At 60.6% G+C, this 19466-nt stretch carries 13 protein-coding genes; 9 read left to right on the top strand and 4 right to left on the bottom strand.

Annotated elements, in window-relative coordinates; translation table 11 throughout:
- Positions 1–691: 691 nt before the first annotated feature.
- On the bottom strand, positions 692–2953 hold the full coding sequence (locus B2A78_RS05365) for a TonB-dependent receptor (protein WP_077728878.1): 2262 nt from the start codon (positions 2951–2953) through the stop codon (positions 692–694).
- Between the two features lie 971 nt (positions 2954–3924).
- Here B2A78_RS05365 and B2A78_RS05360 point away from each other — a divergent pair.
- From B2A78_RS05360 to B2A78_RS05350, 3 genes are read left to right on the top strand one after another with little or no spacing between them, the layout of a single operon-like run.
- Positions 3925–5178: a sugar ABC transporter substrate-binding protein gene (locus B2A78_RS05360; RefSeq protein WP_205780678.1), complete on the top strand. Its 1254-nt coding sequence runs from the start codon at positions 3925–3927 to the stop codon at positions 5176–5178.
- On the top strand, positions 5175–6059 hold the full coding sequence (locus B2A78_RS05355; RefSeq protein WP_077728877.1) for a sugar ABC transporter permease: 885 nt from the start codon (positions 5175–5177) through the stop codon (positions 6057–6059). Before B2A78_RS05360 ends, B2A78_RS05355 begins: the two co-directional genes overlap by 4 nt.
- Before the next feature lie 2 nt (positions 6060–6061).
- Complete coding sequence (locus B2A78_RS05350; protein ID WP_240502409.1) at positions 6062–6895, top strand: carbohydrate ABC transporter permease; 834 nt, start codon at positions 6062–6064, stop codon at positions 6893–6895.
- Positions 6896–6931: 36 nt separating this feature from the next.
- Here the strand turns inward: B2A78_RS05350 and B2A78_RS05345 are convergent, their stop codons facing one another.
- Positions 6932–7216 (bottom strand): hypothetical protein, encoded by a 285-nt coding sequence (locus tag B2A78_RS05345; RefSeq protein ID WP_077728876.1) that lies wholly within the window; start codon positions 7214–7216, stop codon positions 6932–6934.
- A 56-nt stretch (positions 7217–7272) separates the two neighbouring features.
- A complete protein-coding gene (gene rocD, locus B2A78_RS26835; RefSeq protein ID WP_077728875.1) occupies positions 7273–9372 on the bottom strand; it encodes an ornithine--oxo-acid transaminase in 2100 nt (699 codons plus the stop codon).
- Positions 9373–9548: 176 nt separating this feature from the next.
- Between rocD and B2A78_RS05335 the strand changes: the two genes are divergently transcribed.
- The 5 genes from B2A78_RS05335 to B2A78_RS25565 all read left to right on the top strand — a co-directional run bounded on the left by B2A78_RS05335 (position 9549) and on the right by B2A78_RS25565 (position 16514).
- Positions 9549–12443: a proline dehydrogenase family protein gene (locus B2A78_RS05335; RefSeq protein WP_077728874.1), complete on the top strand. Its 2895-nt coding sequence runs from the start codon at positions 9549–9551 to the stop codon at positions 12441–12443.
- A gap of 330 nt (positions 12444–12773) precedes the next feature.
- On the top strand, positions 12774–13859 hold the full coding sequence (locus tag B2A78_RS05330) for an inositol-3-phosphate synthase (RefSeq protein WP_077728873.1): 1086 nt from the start codon (positions 12774–12776) through the stop codon (positions 13857–13859).
- Positions 13860–13869: 10 nt separating this feature from the next.
- Positions 13870–14667, top strand: coding sequence for a TIGR04290 family methyltransferase (locus B2A78_RS05325; RefSeq protein WP_077728872.1), 798 nt, complete (start codon positions 13870–13872; stop codon positions 14665–14667).
- Between the two features lie 348 nt (positions 14668–15015).
- A complete protein-coding gene (locus tag B2A78_RS25570) occupies positions 15016–15903 on the top strand; it encodes a glycosyl hydrolase (RefSeq protein WP_143735073.1) in 888 nt (295 codons plus the stop codon).
- Positions 15903–16514, top strand: coding sequence for a histidine phosphatase family protein (locus tag B2A78_RS25565; RefSeq protein WP_143735072.1), 612 nt, complete (start codon positions 15903–15905; stop codon positions 16512–16514). Before B2A78_RS25570 ends, B2A78_RS25565 begins: the two co-directional genes overlap by 1 nt.
- Here the strand turns inward: B2A78_RS25565 and B2A78_RS05315 are convergent.
- The gene (locus tag B2A78_RS05315; RefSeq protein ID WP_077728871.1) at positions 16511–18325 is read right to left on the bottom strand and encodes a hypothetical protein; all 1815 of its coding nucleotides are present in this window, start codon (positions 18323–18325) and stop codon (positions 16511–16513) included. The two genes, B2A78_RS25565 and B2A78_RS05315, sit on opposite strands and share 4 nt — an antisense overlap.
- 69 nt (positions 18326–18394) lie before the next feature.
- On the opposite strand from B2A78_RS05315, the gene B2A78_RS05310 reads away from it, so the two are divergent.
- Positions 18395–19465 carry a polysaccharide pyruvyl transferase family protein gene (locus B2A78_RS05310; protein ID WP_077728870.1) on the top strand — a complete coding sequence of 357 codons (1071 nt, stop codon included), beginning with the start codon at positions 18395–18397 and terminating at the stop codon, positions 19463–19465.
- Position 19466 lies beyond the last annotated feature (1 nt).

The following is a 19466-nucleotide window of genomic DNA, read 5'->3' as shown; positions in this document are numbered from 1 at the left end:
TCCTTTCCCGACGCCACGTCTCGGCCGAGCGTCTTCGTCGGAAGGGTCGCGACTAAAGCGACCGTTTGCGATTGGGAAGGGATTGCCGACCTACGAATGCTTGAATCCATTCACCCGAGCCGAAGGCGCCAACGACATCCGCCAAGCCTGTTTTGCCGTACGAGCGAGATGAAAACGCTCTAAGGAGCGGTCGTGGCAGCGGAAAGGAGTTTGACGAAATGGCGCGGGATAGCGGCAGGATCGTGATGCATTGGCATTACCCCCTGCCGCGGAGCTTGGGAAACGGACCACCTGCGATGGCTCGGACACGGCCTTGGCGTGCTTCGGAGATAAACCTACGACTCCCCCTTCGCTGGACTTTGACTGTAAGCGAACGAGCCGTGGCAATGGAGACCCCGGCGGAGTAATTGCCGCCGGATGCGCGATTCATTGTACTTTTGACGGGAAGCGACGGCGGGGCATTCAAGCCAGTTTGCCGCGATTTCGCGGCAGGCTGCACGGATCCCGTCGTTATGTCCGCTCTGCGTACCCCCTATGGCATCCTTTTGGTCCGAAGACTCCCCCGCGCCACAAACATGAAGGCAGGAATAAGCAGTAGGCCGGCAATCCCTTGCCAATGCGCGGGTCTGTGAAGCTCGGTTTCGTCGGAAAAGGCTTCCCGGCCTGCTAACACACCGAACCGCAAAATGCTCTAAATGTCGAAATCCAGCTCGAAGCCGCCGTAGGCGAATAAAGGCATGCCGGGGCGTGGACCGTGCGGCTGTCGTGACACGATGTATTCCTCGTCCGTCGCATTCTGGACGCCTGCCAACACCTTTACGCCCTTGGTGAGTTGATAGTAGCCGGAGATATCGAGAAGGACAAAGTCGTCGGTCTTGCCGAAGCGGGCATCCGGTTGGCCTGCGCCGTTGACTTGTTCGCTGGTGTTGCTCGCGCTGGTGTATGTTTCGCCGACATAGTTAACTACGACGTCCACCCCCCAATGGTCGAAGTGCAGGCCACTGCCGAAGCTGAGCGTGTACTCGGGAATATAGGGTACGCGGTTGCCTTCCTTGCCGAAGCTGAAAATCGATTCCGGGTTGGTAGAGGCGGCATCGTTCAGCTGCACCGCGTCGGTATAAGTGAATGACAAAAAGTAAGGATTGCGGAAACCCCATGCGAAAGCGTCGCCGGCATCGAAATTCAGAGCCAGTTCGACGCCGCGGCTGTCGACTTTGCCGAAGTTTTGATTCGCATCGCTGCCGGTGCCGCCTATGCTGTCGATAACCAATAAATTCTCGAACTGCGTATAAAATCCGATAACTTCGGCGGAGAACGCACCGTGGGTATAGCGTCCACCGAGTTCATAGGCGTTACTGGTTTCTTCCTTAAGCTTGTCAACCACGGCATCCTGGGGACCTGGCGGCGAAAACCCACGATGAACACTAGTGAACATCATGAAGTCTTCGTTAAAACGATAATCGAGACTCGCGCCTCCGGCATACATATCGAGAGAGCTGCTGCCGTTATTCGCAGGCGACAGGTTGTTCTTATATGTCTGATACAAGTGCTCGTAACGGATACCCGGAGTAAAACCCCATTTCCCCCACTCGATGCGGTCCTTCAGGAAAAAGGCATAAGCATTGGTCAAGCCTTTTCTGTCGTCTTGGCTTCCCGGCGCACCGACGGTCTTGCCGATAATCGTTCCATCCGCCGCCTGGTTATAGAGAGTATCGTGCTGAAACCGGGTTTCCTGGTCCTCGTGATAACGGAATCCCCCACTGAGCTCGTGATGTGTGGCGCCTAAATCAAGACGATAATTCGCAACTGTTTCAACACCGCCCAAATAATAACTGCGGTTGTTGTCACGCACTCTCAAATTACACGCGATGTTCCCTTTCAAACAGTCGAGACCCAGACCGTTCCTGGCGCCCGCCAGGGCGGCGGATAGATCCATATTGCCCGTTACCCCGCCCCTGAGATCGTTCAACTTTTGCCAATTCCTGTTGAATTCGCTGTAGTAAGCCGTCGTGACAATATCCAAATTCTCGGTCGGAGAAATGAAATAACGAGCAAATCCTCTAAAGTGCTCGGTTTCTATATTATCGAAGCGCGAGGCCGAATACCGCCGATAAGGATCTTTCCTGAAATCGTTGTCGCTCAAGCCGAGATAGGTTTCATCGGCATCCATATTCGAATAGCCGAACTTGACCTCGAGCTTTTGGTAGATATCCGTGTTGGGTTCCCAGGACAAACGCACCATCGGCTCGACCTGTTGAAATCCGGTTTCGTCGCCATTGCGGAAATCGGGTGTTTCATCAATAGTCTTGAACCCGTCCGAACCGCGGTAAAAGCCTTCTACCAAGTAACCGAAACGGCCGTTTTCCGTGCTCAAGGTATCGCCAACAAACCCGTGCGTTCTGACTTCGTTATAACTGCCGTAGAGAAATTTCAGATAGGCCTTGCCGCTGTCCGGAATCGGAGTTGACAAATAGTTGAGCACCCCGCCGGTGATATGCGGACCGTATTTGATTTGACTCGAGCCTTTCAAGACTTCAATTCCGCTCATGCGTCCGGCAGCGGGCGAAAAATATGCGGCGGGTGCGGAATAAGGCGCCGGCGCGGTTAAGACACCGTCTTCCATCACGGTAATCTTGGCACTTCGGGTCGTGTCGACGCCGCGGAAACTGATGTTGGGAAATAATCCGAAACCATCCTCCTCCCGGATGTTGACGCCGGGCACGCGACGTAAAATGCGGTTGACGTCGCTGTAACTTTGATCGCGAATTTCCGAAGTGTCGATGTATTGCGCTGAAGCCGGCATGTCCCTGGCTTGCTCCTCGCTGCCTACGACCTGGATCGTGCCGAGGCTTGCCGGTGGCGCAGCTTGATCATCTGCCTGAACCTGTGACGCCAGGTTCACCGAAAGACAGGCCAATGACAATGGCCCAACGATTCGCTTGGATAGCAACATACCTTCCCCAAAGGTTTTAATCAGTGCCTGCGCTAAGAAACTCGCTTAAACGGCATGGCTTCACTGTATATCTAAGATTAATGATAATCAATCTCTTTTTGAGAACTATTACGACGTTGAACAGTAAATCATTTCTGATCGGAGAAGGGGGCTTTCTTCGGCCTCGTTCCTCAATCGGCACACGCGCGGGCTATGCTGAAACTCGGCAAGTTGTCGGGAGCAAACCGTCTCGCCGTGCGGGCCTGGTGCTGTGGTAAATTGACGATCGGCTGCTTTCTAAAAGTAACGATCCACCGGCAAAGCCGGTGGCTTTCGACGGCTGGCCCCTCAAAGGGGCCTGACCGCCATCGGGCAAAAGCCATGTCGTCACCCCGGCAGGGAGGGGGCGACTAAAGGCCCGTTTGCGATTGGAGTGCCGGGGTCCAGTGACCACGGATGGTTTCGACCATTCACAATCCCTGTGAACTGGATTCATGCCGGGCGATCCTGCCCGGCACCCTTCGGGCGCGATGCGTGCAAACCGGCTGTCCTGCCGGTTTGTCCGGCACAAATTTGCCCGGAGCAAATTTGGACGTGCGCAGCACGGTCCGAAGGACGAACCCCAAGGACGGGGTGAGCAATCCCTGCCGGAAGGGGCGTTCTGGCGCTCCCAGAACGCCCGTTTGCGATTGGAATGACGGCCCAGCGAAATTGGGACAATACCTGACTCCCGGAAATGTCAAACTCTGCGAGTCCCCCGACAGAGCCGCACTGCCGTTAAGTTAAGACGAATGACGTCACCCCGGCAGGGAATGCCGGGGTCCAGACGCCAAGGACGGCAAAGGCCTCTCACTTCCTTGTGCACTGGATTTCGGCAATCCCTGCCGGAATGACGGCTTAACTTAATGGCATTGCGGCAGAGCCGGGGGTTTTCCCGCGATAAATAAACAAACAATGAATACCGTGTCTCGACACCTGCCGGAAAACCTTACGTGCGCCTGATCGGTTTTTTGCTGATGCCCGCCCTGCTTGGCGCGTGCGGTGGGGACAGGGAAAAAACCGTTCTCGAATTCTGGGCCATGGGGCAAGAAGGCGAGGTGGTTCAGTCTCTGATGCCCGAATTCGAGCGGCTCCATCCGGAACTTCAAGTCAAGGTTCAGCAAATTCCCTGGAGCGCGGCTCACGAAAAGCTGTTGACCGCCTATGCGGGCGACGCGATGCCCGATGTCTTTCAGTTGGGCAATACTTGGATTCCGGAATTCGTCGTTCTGAAAGCCGTCGACAGTCTTGACAATAGGCTGACGGCCCAACAACGGGAGGATTATTTCGAGGGCATCATCGAAACCAACGAAATCGACGGACGGCTTCACGGTCTGCCTTGGTATGTCGATACCCGCCTGCTCTTCTACCGTACCGATATTCTGGTCAAGGCCGGTTTTTCGGCGCCGCCCAAGACCTGGAACGAATGGCTCGCGGCGATGGCGGCAATCGCGGCGTTGCCCGGTGGAGACCGCTACGCGCTGCTCTTGCCCATGAACGAATGGCAGGTCCCGGTGATCCTCGCGCTGCAAATGGGGTCAGAACTGCTCCGCGACGAGGCCCGGTTCGGCAATTTCCGGAGCGATGCCTTTCGCCAGGCTTTTCGTTTTTATCTCGACATCTTCCGCCGGGGGTATGCACCCGCCGTATCGGAAGCCCAGATCGCCAATCTTTATCAGGAATTCGCCAGCGGCTATTTCGCGATGTATGTCACCGGGCCCTGGAATATCGTCGAGTTCGAACACCGGCTTCCGAAGTCCATGCAAGGCCGGTGGGCCACCGCGCCGATGCCGGCTCCCGATGAGAGTTATCCCGGCGTTTCACTGGCCGGCGGCGCCAGTCTCGCGATCGCCCGAAGTTCCAGCCGTAAAGATCAAGCCTGGAAGCTGATCGAATTTCTCTCCGAACCCGAACAACAGCTTGCCTTTTACCGTCTGACCGGCGACCTCCCCGCCCGCCGCTCCGCCTGGCTGCACCCCGATCTGGCCACAGCGGCTCGCACGCAGGCCTTCAAGACGCAGTTGGAGCGGGTGGTGTCCACGCCGAAAATTCCCGAATGGGAACGCATCGCCAGCAAAATCGCCCATCACACGGAAAAAGCAGTGCGCGGCGAATTGACCGAGGAGCAAGCCTTAGCTGCCCTGGACAAGGACGTAGACCGGATTCTCGAAAAGCGTCGCTGGCTGTTGCGGAAACGGGCGCCATGAAAACCCCGCTGTTACCGGCGAATACCGCCTTCTGGTTCCTTGCGCCGGCCTTGATCCTGATCGTCGTCTTCTTTTTCCTGCCGGTCGCGGCGTCGCTGCTGCTCAGCTTTACCGATTTCGACATCTACGCCCTCGGCGACCACGAACGGCTGCGCTTTGTGGCGCTCGACAACTATCTTCGGTTGCTCGGCGACCCCTTGTTCTGGACCGCGCTCAAGAACACCCTGTATTTCGTGCTTGTAGGCGGCCCGTTGTCGGTGGCCGTGTCGCTGGGCGCGGCGCTCTTGGTCAACCACCGCCTGGTCCGGTTCAAGGGACTGTTCCGCTCGCTGCTGTTCCTGCCGGTCGTCACCACCCTGGTGGCGATAGCCGTGGTCTGGCGCTATCTCTACCATCCCCGCTACGGCTTCTTGAATTATCTGCTCGGACTGCTCGGGCTCGATACCGTCGACTGGCTGGGCGACCCCGACTGGGCCATGCCGGCCATCATCCTGATGGCGATCTGGAAGAATTTCGGCTTCAACATGATCATCTTCATCGCCGGGCTGCAAAGCATTCCGGTCCGTTTGTACGAAGCCGCGGTGATCGACGGCGCGAGCACCTGGCGCCAATTCCGCCACATCACCTTGCCCATGCTGGCGCCGACCTTCGTCTTCGTCACCGTCATCACGATGATCGGCTACTTCCAGCTTTTCGCCGAACCTTACGTGATGACCCAGGGCGGTCCCGCCAACAGCACCCTGAGCGTGGCGCTCCTGATGTTCCAGGAAGGTTTTCGCTGGTGGAATCTCGGCTACGCGGCGGCGGTGGCCTTCACGTTGTTTCTCATCATTCTGACGGGGACAGTGTTGCAGTTGAGATTGAGGCGACGGGAAATCTGACAGTGGCCGTATTTTCCGAAAAACCGATCAAGACACTGCTGCTTCACCTCGCGCTGATCGCGGCGGTGATCGCGACTCTGTTCCCGCTGTTCTGGATGGTTTCCGTGTCCTTGATGTCTTCGGCCGAGGCGAACCGGTTCCCGCCTCCGCTGCTGCCGGCAGCGCCGACGCTGGAACATTACCGGATGCTGTTCTCCCGCTTGAATCTCGCCGCCTATCTCCTGAACAGCACGCTGATCGCCACATCGGTCACCGTGCTCTCCCTGCTGCTCAATTCCATGGCGGGCTACGCCTTCGCCAAGCTGCGGTTCAAGGGACGCGACCGCCTGTTTCGTCTGCTTCTGGCCTCCATGGTGATTCCGGCGCAGGTCGCCATGCTGCCCTTGTTCCTGATGCTTAAAGAGATGGGGCTGGTGAATACTTACAGCGGCGTGATCGTACCCGGCATGGCGAGCATTTTCGGCATTTTTCTGATCCGGCAGTATGCGCTGTCGATTCCGGACAGCCTGCTGGATGCCGCCCGCATCGACGGCGCCGGCGAATTCAGGATTTACCGGACCCTGGTACTGCCTCTGTGCAAGCCGATCCTGGTCACCCTGGCCATCTTCACCTTCATGGGCACCTGGAACGACTTCATGTGGCCGCTCATCATCCTGACCGACAGCGATCTTTACACGCTGCCGGTCGCTCTCGCCAACCTGCTCGGCGAACACGTGCAAGACGCCGAACTGATGATGGCCGGCTCGGTGCTCACCGTGCTGCCGGTGATCATCCTGTTTCTCGTCCTCCAGAAGTACTACATCGAAGGACTGGTACTGGGAAGCGTCAAGGAATGACCTTGCGCCGTACGTCCTTGTGCGGCGTCAAACCGGCTAAGAGCGGTCAGGAAAGGCTCGGAAGTCTAGTTTGAATCCCGCCTGCACCAGTCTCGGCGAGCCCGGCAATATGCCGCGGGTGCGATCCACGATGTAGTTCTGGTCGAAGAGGTTTTTCACGCTGACGAACACGTCGGTATTCAAGGGCTTGATCCGATAGCTGGTGGCGAGCTTGACGATGGCGCAGTCCTCGATCTTGCCGAACTGCCCGCTCGGACTGGGCGTTCCATCGGGATTGACCTGCCCTTCCGCATTGTGGACATCGCTGAACTGATCGGCCATGAACACCGTTTTCCAAGTGGAATTGGAAAAAGCGCAAAGACCGGAGCCGCATGCTTTTACCCCTTGCCGGGACAATTGCGTTCCAGATCTCGAATGACGGTCTCGAGCGTCTCCACCGCCCACTCGACTTCCCTGCGTTCGATGACCAGAGGCGGTGCGAATCGGATGACGGTTTGATGGGTCTCGCGGGTCAGAATCCCGTGCTCCATCAGCCTCATACAGAACTCGCGGCCGGAGAAACCTGAGTTAAGTTCCAGACCAATGAACAAACCTTTGCCGCGGACCTCGCGAATCAGAGGGCTCCTCAAAGCGCGCAGCCCTTCGAGAAAATGGGCGCCGAGCTCGTCCGAGCGCTCGGCCAACCCTTCCTCGACGATCACATTGAGCGCCTCCAGCCCGACCGCCGCAGCCAGAGGATTGCCGCCGAAGGTGCTGCCGTGATGGCCCGGGCCGAAAACGCCCATCACCTCGCGGCTCGCCAGAAATGCCGACACCGGCAGCAAACCGCCTCCCAACGCCTTGCCGAGGATCAGGCCGTCGGGTTTCACGCCTTCATGCTCGGAAGCCAGGAATTTGCCGGTTCGGCCAAGCCCCGTCTGAACCTCGTCGCACAGCAGCAAAACCTTCCGCTCCCGGCAAATCCGGGCGCATTCGGCGAGATAACCCGCCGGCGGGACGACGATGCCGCCCTCTCCCTGGACCGGCTCGACCAGAAACGCCGCCGTGTTCTCGGTAATCGCATCGGCCAAGGCCGCGGAATCGCCGTACGGAATCAGTTTCAAGCCCGGCGGAAACGGCCCGAAGCCTTCGCGGTAGCCGGGCTCGGATGAAAGACCTACGATCGCGATAGTCCGCCCGTGGAAATTGCCTCGACAGGCGATGATTTCGGCGCTGTCGGGAGCCACGCCCTTGACCTGATACGCCCACTTGCGGGCGGCTTTCAGCGCGGTCTCCACGCCTTCGGCGCCGGTGTTCATCGGCAGCGCCATGTCCTGTCCGGTCAGTTCGCAAGCCCTCTTGAGGAAAGGCGCGAGCCGGTCGCTGTGAAAGGCCCGCGAGGTGATGGCCAGCCGCTTCGCCTGCTCGGTCAAGGTTCGGACCAGGCGCGGATGGGCATGACCATGGCTTGCGGCGGAATAGGCGCCCATCATGTCCAGATAGCGTTTCCCTTCGACGTCCCAAAGGTAGACGCCCTCGCCTCGGGTCAAAACCACCGGCAAGGTGTCGTAGTTGTGCGCGCCATAGCGTTCGGTGATGCTCAGAACGTCTTCCGCTCGCGCGGTTCGCTCGGGAACCACGGCAGCCAGCAAGAGATCGCTGGCCAGATAGATCGTGGCACGGTTCCTATCGCGGGGCGCGTCGAATTCCACGATTTCGATGCCGAGAAAGCCCGGATTGCCCTGGAGCATGGCCAAAGCGCCGATCATTTCCTCGCCGGAAATGCCGCCCGCCACCGGCGTCGTGACCCCAGGCGCGTCCTTCGGATCGATGGCGTCGAGATCGAGGGTGACGCCGAAGCCGGCCGTATCGGATTGGACGATGGACAACGCTTCCTCCATGACGTTGTTCAGGCCGCGCCGAAGGACTTCGCCCAAATAGAAGATCCGGACGCCGAGCCTTTCCAGCAAAGCTTGCTCGGCCGGCTCGAAGCTATGGACGCCGATCAGGCAAACATGCCGGGGAAACAGCTTCGGGCCGAATCCGCCCAAATTCACCAGAGACGGTTCGCCGAAACCGAGGAGGCACGCGAGAGGCATGCCGTGCAATGCGCCGCTGGGGCTCGTCTCCGGCACATGGCTGTCCATGTGGGCGTCGATCCAGATCAGCCCCAAAGGGCCTCGTTCGGCCAAAGCCGCCGCCGCACCAGTCCAGGAGCCTACGGCACAAGAATGGTCATCCCCCAATACGGCGAAAAATTCGCCGGCTCTCAGGGCGCTCTCGGTTTCCTGTGCCGCTCGTTCGCAGAGATCCGCCACCTTGGGCACCTTGTCCAGTATTCGGTGCGGATGGAGAATCGTTTGCCAGTTGGCTGGAACGCCCCGGCTCCTCAGCCTCCGATCCAAGCCCAGAAGGCGCAAGGATTCCGGCCCCGTTTCGGCGTCGCGGTCGAAGGCCACGCCGATCAGTCGTATCGGTTTTAAGGTTTTGTCGTCCATGAGAGATGATCCGGAAAGCATTGGAATAGCCTCCAATCTATCACACTCATGCCACTTCCCCTTAGAGACGATTTGCTGCACTCTGTTCCTTGTCGGAGACGCCCGCTGCGGCTTCCGCCATGGAACTATCATCGCGGGTGAGGTCCGAATTCGTTGGGCAACTCTGAGGTAGGGTCATGAACGACACGGCTTTCGAGCGAAGGGTCCGCGACATCGGCGAAAACCTTTACCGTTTGGCCGGAGAGTCGCCGCCGTCCTTATTCGACCCGCGGGGCCTGAGAGGGCGCGTGTTGATGCGGGCCATGCATGACGAAGGCTTACGCGCCGCGCTGTTCCAATTCGTCGACGTGTTGCCGGTACTGGAAACCGATCGGGAACTGGCCCGCCATTTTCAGAACTATCTGGCGCCTCATGCCGATCGGCTTCGGGGACTGTGGGGCCGCATGTTCAAGCTGGGGGGCCATTCCTTCAGCGGTTTTGCACTGCGCCGCGCCGTGTCGCGCCTTGCGCGTCAATTCGTTGTCGAGGAGCAAGAAGATCGCCTGAACCGAGCGCTGGATACCATCTCCCGGATACCCGCGGCCGTTACCGTCGACGCCGTGGGCGAAGCTGCCTTGAGCGAAAGGGAATGCGATATTTATCTGGGCCGATACTTGTCGCTGCTGGACCTTCTGGCGGCGAACCGCTTGCCGCTCGGACATCCGCCGATTCATATCTCCGTCAAGCTCTCGGCTCTGACCGCCCACTTCGATCCGCTCGACTACGCCGGCGTGCGCCGCCGGGTATTCGCCCGGCTGGAGCCCTTGGTGGCCAAGCTTCGCGAACTTGGAGCCGGCATGACGGTGGACATGGAGCATTACGAACTCAAGTCCTTGACGCTCCGCCTGTTCCGCGACCTGGTCGAAAGCGAGGGAGATGACGGCTGGCATCCCGGCATCGCGCTGCAAGCTTATCTTCCGGAGACCGCGGACGATCTCCGAGAACTGATCGACTGGGCGGAGCGGGAAAAACGCCGGATTTCCGTGCGTCTGGTCAAAGGCGCGTACTGGGACACGGAAGTTGCGCTCGCCGAGCAGCGCAACTGGCCGGTGCCGGTGTTTCTCGACAAATCGGCTACCGACGCCCAGTTCGAATCGCTGCTCGATCTCTTGTTCCGGCATGCAGATGCTGTCTATCCCGCCGTGGGCAGCCATAATCTTCGGAGTCTCGCCTACTCCATCGCGTCGGCGTCCCGGCAAGGTCTTTCCACGGCCGACTGGGAGGTCCAGATGCTGTACGGCATGGCCGAGCCCTTGCGCCACGCCGTCGCCGCATCCGACATCGCGCTCCGGGTTTATCTCCCCACGGGAGAGCTGATTCCGGGCATCGCCTATCTGATCCGGCGCTTGATGGAAAATACCGCCAACACGTCCATTCTGCGGCAAACCTATGTCGAAGGCGCCGATTTGGACGACCTTCTGGCGGCGCCCGACCCGCACGAACCCGGAACCGAAACACTTTCTCCCGCCTTTCTCAATGCCCCGTTAAAGGACTTCAGCCACGACCGGGTTCGCCAGGAATTCCGAAGGTCGCTGGCGGCGGTGCGTACGAAACTGGGCGCGACCTACCCGCTGGACATGGCCGGCGTTCCGCCGCAGGGCGCGGAGCTGGAAGTATCGAGAAATCCGGCGCGACCGTCCGAGATTCTGGGACATGTGGCGGTTGCCGATGTCACCCATGCCGAGCGCGCCGTCCGCAATGCGTACCGCGCATTCCCCGGCTGGCGCGACACGCCCGCCGCCGCTCGGGTCGCGCTGTGCCGGCGGGCGGCGGACATCATGGACGCTCGCCGCGGCGAACTGGCCGCCTGGCAGGTTCTGGAAACGGGAAAGAATTGGCGCGAGGCCGACGCGGACGTGGCGGAAGCCGTCGACTACTTGCGCTATTACCCCTACCGGATGGAGCAACTGGCCGGTTGGCGGCCCACCCGCTGCTTTCCCGGCGAGCCGAATCATCTTCGCTACGAGCCGCGCGGCGTCGCCGCCGTGATTCCGCCCTGGAATTTCCCTCTGGCGATTCTCACCGGCATGACCGCGGCGGCGCTGGTCGCCGGCAATACCGCTATCGTGAAGCCGGCGACACCCGCCAATCTCGTCGCCCACGGATTCAAGTCCGTCCTCGACCAGGCCGGTTTTCCGCCCGGCGTGTGCCAGCTCCTGCCGGGGAGCGGCGCAACGGTCGGGCGGTATCTGGTCAAGCATCCGGACGTGCATGTCATTGCATTTACCGGCTCCAAGACGGTGGGCCTGGAGATTCTTCGGGAGGCGCACACGCTCGCGCCGGAGCAACGGTACATCAAGCAGGTGGTCTGCGAAATGGGCGGCAAGAACGCGATCATCGTCGACGAGGACGCCGATCTGGACGAAGCGGTCGCCCAAACCCTGTACTCCGCGTTCGGCTACCAGGGCCAGAAATGCTCGGCCTGCTCCCGTCTCATCGCCGTCGGCCGGGTTCACGACCGGCTGGTGAAACGGCTGACGGAAACCCTCGACAGCTACGACTACGGTCCGCCCGAAGATCCGGCATTTCTTTTCGGACCGATGATCACCCGCGATGCGCAGCAGAAGGCCATGAGCTATATCGAGCTCGGCCGGACCGAGGGTCGCCTTCATTATCTCGGACGCGTTCCCGCGGACGGTTTCTATTGTCCGCCCGCCATAATCACCGGCATCGAGTCCCATCACCGTTTAGCGCGGGAGGAAATCTTCGGCCCCGTGCTGGCCGTGCTGCGCGCGCCCACCTTCGAGGCCGCGCTCACGCTGGCGCTGGAATCGGACTACGCTCTGACCGGCGGCGTTTTTTCGCGCCTTCCGGAACATCTCGATCTCGCGCGGGAACGGTATCGCGTCGGCAATTTGTATCTCAACCGCCGCACCACCGGCGCCCGGGTCGGCGCGCAGCCCTTCGGCGGCACCCGGCTTTCGGGAACCGGCGTACAGGCCGGCGGCCCCGATTATCTCAAGCAGTTTCTGTGGACTCGGGTGGTGAGCGAGAACACGCTGAGGCACGGTTTCGTTCCGAACCTCGAGTAGGTCGGGAATCCGTTCCCGACGAAGGTTGTAGGGCGGGTTAGCGTACTCGCGTAACCCGCCTTTTCGCGGCGTACGGCGGGTTACGGCCTGTCGGCCTAACCCGCCCTACCCAGCTCGTAGGGCGGGTTAACGGAGTGAAACCCGCCGCATACCGCGAAACTTCTTGCAAAAATTAATCTCGAAAAATATATTCGAACCGGGATCTACTTTCCTCCGGCGCTTCCGGCAATGAATGCCGTCCCTGCGCCTATTCCAGGGAGGAAACCGCGGCCATAACCGGACGGTCTCGTAGGCCGCTCCCGATCCGCCAGACATGCTCAAGGAGAGAGTATGCATCGCAAGAAGGTAAGGATCGCCATCGTTGGCGTAGGCAATTGTGCATCCTCGCTGGTCCAGGGCGTCGAGTTCTACCGCAAGGCGAAGAACGGCGATGCCGTCCCTGGCCTGATGCACGTCAACCTCGGCGGCTATCACATTTCCGATATCGAGTTTTCCGCCGCCTTCGACATCAATGTGAGCAAGGTCGGCAAGGACCTGTCCGAAGCCATTTTCGCGGAGCCGAACAACACATACCGGTTCTGCGAAGTTCCCGAAATCGGCGTCGAAGTCCGCCGCGGCATCACGCTCGACGGCCTCGGCAAGTATCTCCGGGAAGTCATCGAGGAATCGCCCGATCCGCCCTCAGATATTGCCCAGGTGCTCCGCGATACCGCCACCGACGTGGTCGTCTCCTATCTTCCCGTCGGCGCCCAAAAGGCTACCGAGTTCTATGCCGAGCAGGCTCTCGAAGCGGACTGCGGCATGGTCAACTGCATTCCCGTGTTCATCGCCTCGAACCTCCGCTGGCGCAAGCGTTTCGAGGAAAAAAACCTTCCTCTCATCGGCGACGACATCAAATCGCAGGTGGGCGCCACCATCGTCCACCGGGTGCTGGCGAATCTCTTCCGCGAGCGCGGCGTCCGGCTGGACCGCACCTATCAGCTCAATTTCGGCGGCAACACGGACTTTTTGAATATGCTCGAACGGGAACGGCTGGAGTCCAAGAAGCTCTCCAAGACCCGCGCCGTGACCAGCCAGCTCGACCATGCCCTGTCCGACGCCGAGGCCCACGTCGGCCCCAGCGACTACGTGCCCTGGCTCACCGACCGCAAGTTCTGCTACATCCGGCTGGAAGGCACGACCTTCGGCAACGTGCCGCTGCACGGCGAACTCAAGCTGGAAGTCTGGGATTCGCCCAACTCCGCCGGCGTGGTCATCGATGCGGTGCGCTGCGTCAAGCTGGCGCTCGATCGGGGCATCGGCGGAGCGCTGATCGGACCGGCCGCCTGGTTCATGAAATCCCCGCCCGAACAGTTCACCGATGCCGAAGCCCGTGCCCGTACGGAGGCATTCATACGCGGCAAGGCGCCGCGTTGACGGAGTCGCCATGATCGAACCCACCGAAACGGACGGGACCACCGTCTGGACCCGCGACCGCATCGAGCGGCGCGTCCGCGAGCTCGGCGAATGGTTCCACAATCTCGACCTCGACGGCGTACATACCGCTCCCGATCATTTCCTCGGAGATTATCCCGCCGTCAAGTGGCGGCAATTCGCCGACGCGCTTCCCGCCGATTTGAGCGGCCGATCGGTGCTCGACATCGGCTGCAACGCGGGTTTCTACGCCATCGAGATGAAAAAGCGCGGTGCCGAGCGGGTCGTCGGCATCGACTCGGACGAGGCTTATCTGGCCCAGGCCCGCTTCGCGGCCGAGGTCAAAGGGCTCGACATCGAATTTCGCCGGCTGTCCGTCTACGACATCGCCGACCTCGGCGAAACCTTCGGTCTGGTGATCTTCATGGGCGTGTTCTATCACCTGCGCCACCCCTTGCTGGCGCTGGACCTGATCCACGAACACGTCGCCCGCGACCTGCTGCTGTTCCAGTCCATGCAGCGCGGCAGCCCGGAGATCGAGGCGGTAGGACGGGACTACGGCTTCGAGGAACGGGATGTCTTCGACCGGCCAGGTTTTCCCAGGATGCATTTCATAGAACACCGCTATTCCGGCGATCCCACCAACTGGTGGATTCCCAACCGCGCCGGCACCGAAGCGATGCTGCGCAGCGCGGGCTTCGATATCCTCGACCGTCCGGAGGAGGAGGTCTACGTCTGCCGCAGGACCGAACTGAACCTGGAAGACTGGGATCATCGGGCGGTCTATCCCTGTCGCGGGAGAAAACCGTAGGCCGGAATAAGCATTGGCGGTTTGCCGGGAACGGTATACCTTTCGAGCCTACGAAAAGTCGCCGGCGAAAAATCGTCGGTCGGCCGTCCCTGGCGGATGAATCCGCTGGATGGGGCATTGCGTCGGGAAGGGGCTGGCCGGCGCTCCCGGCCAGGCCGTTTGCGATTGGAAAGGATTCCCGACCTACACAGTGGCACGGTTGCAGGGCGGCAATCCCTCGCCGACGGCTCCACTTGGCCGACCGATGGCGTCGGGAAGGCTCGCCCTAGCGCTCCCAAGACGACCGTTTGCGACACCCCAAAAGGAACGAGGCTTTTGCGACCCGCTACAGCTTTGCGGAGGGAAATCATGATCGAAGCAGTGATGCTCTGGAACGAACCCAACAATAAATCCCACTGGGATTTCGAGATCGACCAGGACTGGAGTCTTTTCGCCGAAATGGTGAATCTCACGGCCGATGCCCTGCACGAGGAACATCCGAAACTCCCGGTCGTCCTCGGGGGCATCTCTCCCATCGATCCCTTGTTCATGGAACGGATGAAAAACTACGGCGTCATTCCGCGCATGGATGCCGTGGCCGTCCACGGGTTTCCGCTGGACTGGAACCACTGGCAGATTCACGAATGGCCCGACAAGCTGAACGAAATTCACAGCGTCGTCGACGACAAGCCCATCTGGATTTCCGAGGTCGGCGTCTCCAGCTTCGGCGCCGAGGAAGTACAGGAATTCGGGCTCAAGCGAACCGCGGAACTGCTGCTGGAGCAAGCGCCGCGGATTCACTGGTACAGCCTTTACGACCTGCCCAGAGCCTGGCCCGCCACGACCCGTCACCGCGAGGCCGAAGGCTCGTCCTATTACCGCCATTTCTACATGGGCCTGCTGCGGGAAGACGGCATGCCCAAACGCGCTTTTCGGCATTTCTACGAGTATGCGCCGGAAATGGGCCTGTGCCAGTGGTTTCATTTCGAGGACCACCGGCTCGACGATGCGGTGCGAATCATGAAAGATTTGGGCGTCACCTATCTCCGTACCGGCCTGAGCTGGGCCGACCGTTTTCGGCCGAACGCACTCGATTGGTTCGACCGGCAGATGCGGGCGCTCGAACCCTTCCGGGTAACCGTAACCTACTGCTTCACCCCCGAGCACCGCGGCATCAACGCCCACCACACCAGCCCGCCGCAACGCGTGGAGGAATTCGCCGAATTCTGCGTCGAAATGACCCGGCGCTACGCGTGATGACCACGTTTCTGCTGATTCGCCACGGTGCGCATCTCTTGGGCGGCGACACCATCGCCGGCCGAGCGCCGGGCGTGCACCTCAGTGAACTTGGCCGGAATCAGGCCAACGACATGGCAGAACGGGTCGCCCGTCTGCCGGTTGCGGCTCTTTATTCGAGCCCGGCCGACCGAACCCGCGAGACGGCCGAATTCTTGTCCGAACGGCTCGGCCTGCCGGTTCAACCCCTCGAAACCCTCCACGAGATCGATCTCGGCGACTGGACCGGAAGGAAGCTCGAAGATCTCCGCCGTCTGGAAACCTTTGGCCGATGGAATAGTTTTCGCAGCGGGACACGCGTCCCCAACGGCGAAGCGATGGTCGAGACGCAAGCCCGCATCGTCGGCGAAATGCTCCGCCTGCGCGAAAAACACCCGGACGACTGCATCGCCCTGGTGAGCCACGGCGACGTGATCAAAGCCGCTCTCGCCTATTTTCTGGGCGTGCCTTTGGATCTTTTCAGCCGCATCGAGATCGGACTGGCCTCGGTCAGCATCGTCGCCATCTTCGACCATGGCCCGTGGGTGCTTTGCGTCAACAATACGGGCAGCGAATTACCCATGCCTTACTAAGCGAGAATTCGAAACAGTTGCGACTCGTAGAAATCGCCGGCGCGAAGGAGCCGCCGCTGCTCGCTCGGATCGCTCATGCCGGCGCAGATCGCGCACTGTCCCAAGCGAAACGCGGCATAGGCCGCGCAGTAAAAGGCCAGCGTCCCCGGTGTAGGCAACTCGCCGCCCGCATCGGCGAACGCACTCAGCAAAGGCCGGACGGTTTCGCTATCGAGCCGCCATTCGACCGTCGCGCCCGCCAAGTCCCAAATCAGGGGCTGACGTCCGATTACCGTATGATCCGTCGAATGCCCGGCGCAATCGACCTTGATCAGCCTCCCGTCGATCGAGCGTATCCACTCCTCGGGTGCCAGCCGCCCATCGCCGTAGGCTGGCCATGGATGCTCCGGGACCAACCCGTTCCACCGTAGCGTACGCGTTGCCAAGGCCTCTCCCAGACTTTCCCGAGTGTTCCAGTACAACATCTCTTTGAGCCGCTCCAGCGATGTCCTTTGCTCGGAAATCGAAAGCGCGGTACCGGCCGCATCGACGATGTAGCGCCCGATTCGATCCAGAACAGCGGTATTGCATTGATCTATTTGAAGCGGCTTGCCTTCGATCCAGAGCCTCGCCACGAAACCGTGGGCGGAATCCAGAGGAGCCAGGGTCCATCCGCGTTGAGCCAGCCATGCCATGCTATCCCTGACCGCCTCCACCCCGCCGGCCAGTCCTTCGAATTTCCACAGCACCGACGAGCCGTCACGCCGCACCACCCGATATTTGGCCCGCTCGAATGCGACGAACGCCGCCGGCCATTCCTGCTCATGCCGATAGACGGCATGCCGCCACATCCCGCCGCTCAGATCGTCCACCCGAACGGCCGGGCCGCTGCGATATGCCAGCTCTTCCGCTAGCGGCCGGCCCTGCCAAGCCATTTCGCTCGGCCCGACGACATACCTCGGCGTATCGCTCCACCACCTCCGCACGTCTTCGGTTCCGGCGTTTCCGGGGCCGCGGTCATGTCCCGGAAAAAAGCCGATTCCGGATCGATCGAGTCCCGCTTCGACCAGCGCTTGAGCCGCGGCCGCCATCGACGAGCCGGATAGCCCGGGTCCTTCGTCGACGACCAATCCGAAAACCGCTCCTTGAACCGCCTCGCGAGGAATCGCCGCGCGCCGCGCATACGGGTGCCCCGACGGCCTGACCGTCAGCCGTCGCACGTTCCATCCGGCTTGAGCCAGCTCCCGCGCCACCACCGCCGAAAGACTGGTCCCGATGCTGCGAATGCCGACCACCACCGCCCGCCGCGAATCGGAATCCGCATGATTGCGAACCCATAATCTCGCGGCTTGGGCGTATTGCTCCGGATAGAGCGCGTAGAATGCAAATCCTTCCGGCACTTTGACGCGCACCGTCAAGTCCGCCGGCAGTTCGAGTTGGGCGAGCGCTTCTTGGAGTGGCCCGAGATCGGAATCGTGGAGAAACGCGTCGGCGGCGAGATCGGTGACGCTCATGATGCGTTCTACGAGCGTGTCGTTTTCCACCCGGTCGGCCAGGGCTTGCTCCAGTTGTCCCGCGTCGATCAGCAGCCTTCGGCGGGCGTCCCGTCCTTCGCCCGCCGCATACTGTGGCGCCGTATCCGCTTGCCCATCCATTGCGTCGGGAAAGGATTCCCGACCTACTCGGCGGCATCGATCGGTAGGTCGGCAATCCTTTGCCGACGAATCCGTTCGATCCGGCGCATGGCCGCTCGCACGCTCGGCCCATTGCCGAACCCGGCCGAGTGTGGCGGTAACAGGCTCTTCGTAGCTTGGGTCGCCATAAACGATCATATTTTCTTGGACCGTGCCGCACGTCGCTTTTCGCGCGCCATCTAATCGTTAAAGCAGGAACGGAACGCTATGGGGAATCCTAAGCCAAGGATGGGAATCCTGACCTTTCACCGCTGCATCAATTACGGCAGCTACTGGCAAGCGCGTTGCCTGGTGGAGGAACTACGCTCGCGCGGGCACGAGGCCGTGATCCTGGATCACGATGCCTGGCGGATCAAACGCGCCGAATGGACGTGCGCACTCCGCCCTGTCCTGCCGACGTCGGTTCCAAGCATGGACTACCTGCTCTACGGCTTGAAGCTCCTCAAGTTTCTCCGTGCCATTTCCAAGCTGCCGCGTTCGCCGCGCTTCAACCTCGAACATGCGAGCAATCTGGAAAGCTTCGATCGGGTGATCGTCGGCAGCGACGAAGTGTGGAATCTGAGACACCCCTGGTATGGCGGATGTCCACTGTTCTTCGGCGCCGGCATCGGGGCACGGCTGGTTTCCTATGGCGCCAGTTTCGGCAATTACGACGCTTCGCAAGAACTCGAACCGGCTTGGGCGGATCGACTGCGCAGGTTCGAGGCGATTTCGGTTCGCGACGACAACTCCCGCGCCATTATTCAAAACGCGCTCGGCTTCGAACCGGAATTGGTGCTCGACCCCTGTCTTCAGTTCATGCCGAGACCGGAAGGAATCTGGCGCGGGCCGGATCGGCCTTTCGTAGCGGTCTATGGGCACAATTTCTCCGAGGCATTCGGCCGAAATGTTAGGCGCTGGGCCAGATCGCACGGCTATCCGATGGTCAGCCTGGGCTATCGGAACGACTGGGCCGATCAGCAATGGATCACCGCCGGTCCGCAGGATTTCGCCCATGCCATGGCCCGTGCGGAAGCGGTAGCGACCAACTTCTTCCACGGCTGTATTTTTGCCCTCCGCTATGCCAAACCTTTCGTCTCCGAGCGCTCCCCGTACCGGTCCACCAAGATCGAAAACTTGATGGCCATGATCGGCGGAGAAAAGCGTCTACTATCGGAAGATACGACGGCGACCACCTACGACGTCTGCCTGAGCGAACCGTTGGATTCCCGGATACTCGACCGGGTCGATCGGCTCCGTCGACAGTCGAACGACTTTCTCGATCACGCATTGGATTGAC

Origin of the sequence: Methylocaldum sp. 14B (genome assembly GCF_002005105.1) — a bacterium.
Taxonomy (GTDB): domain Bacteria; phylum Pseudomonadota; class Gammaproteobacteria; order Methylococcales; family Methylococcaceae; genus Methylocaldum.
Note: the sequence above shows the minus strand (reverse complement) of the source record. Positions and strands in the feature narration are given on the sequence as shown.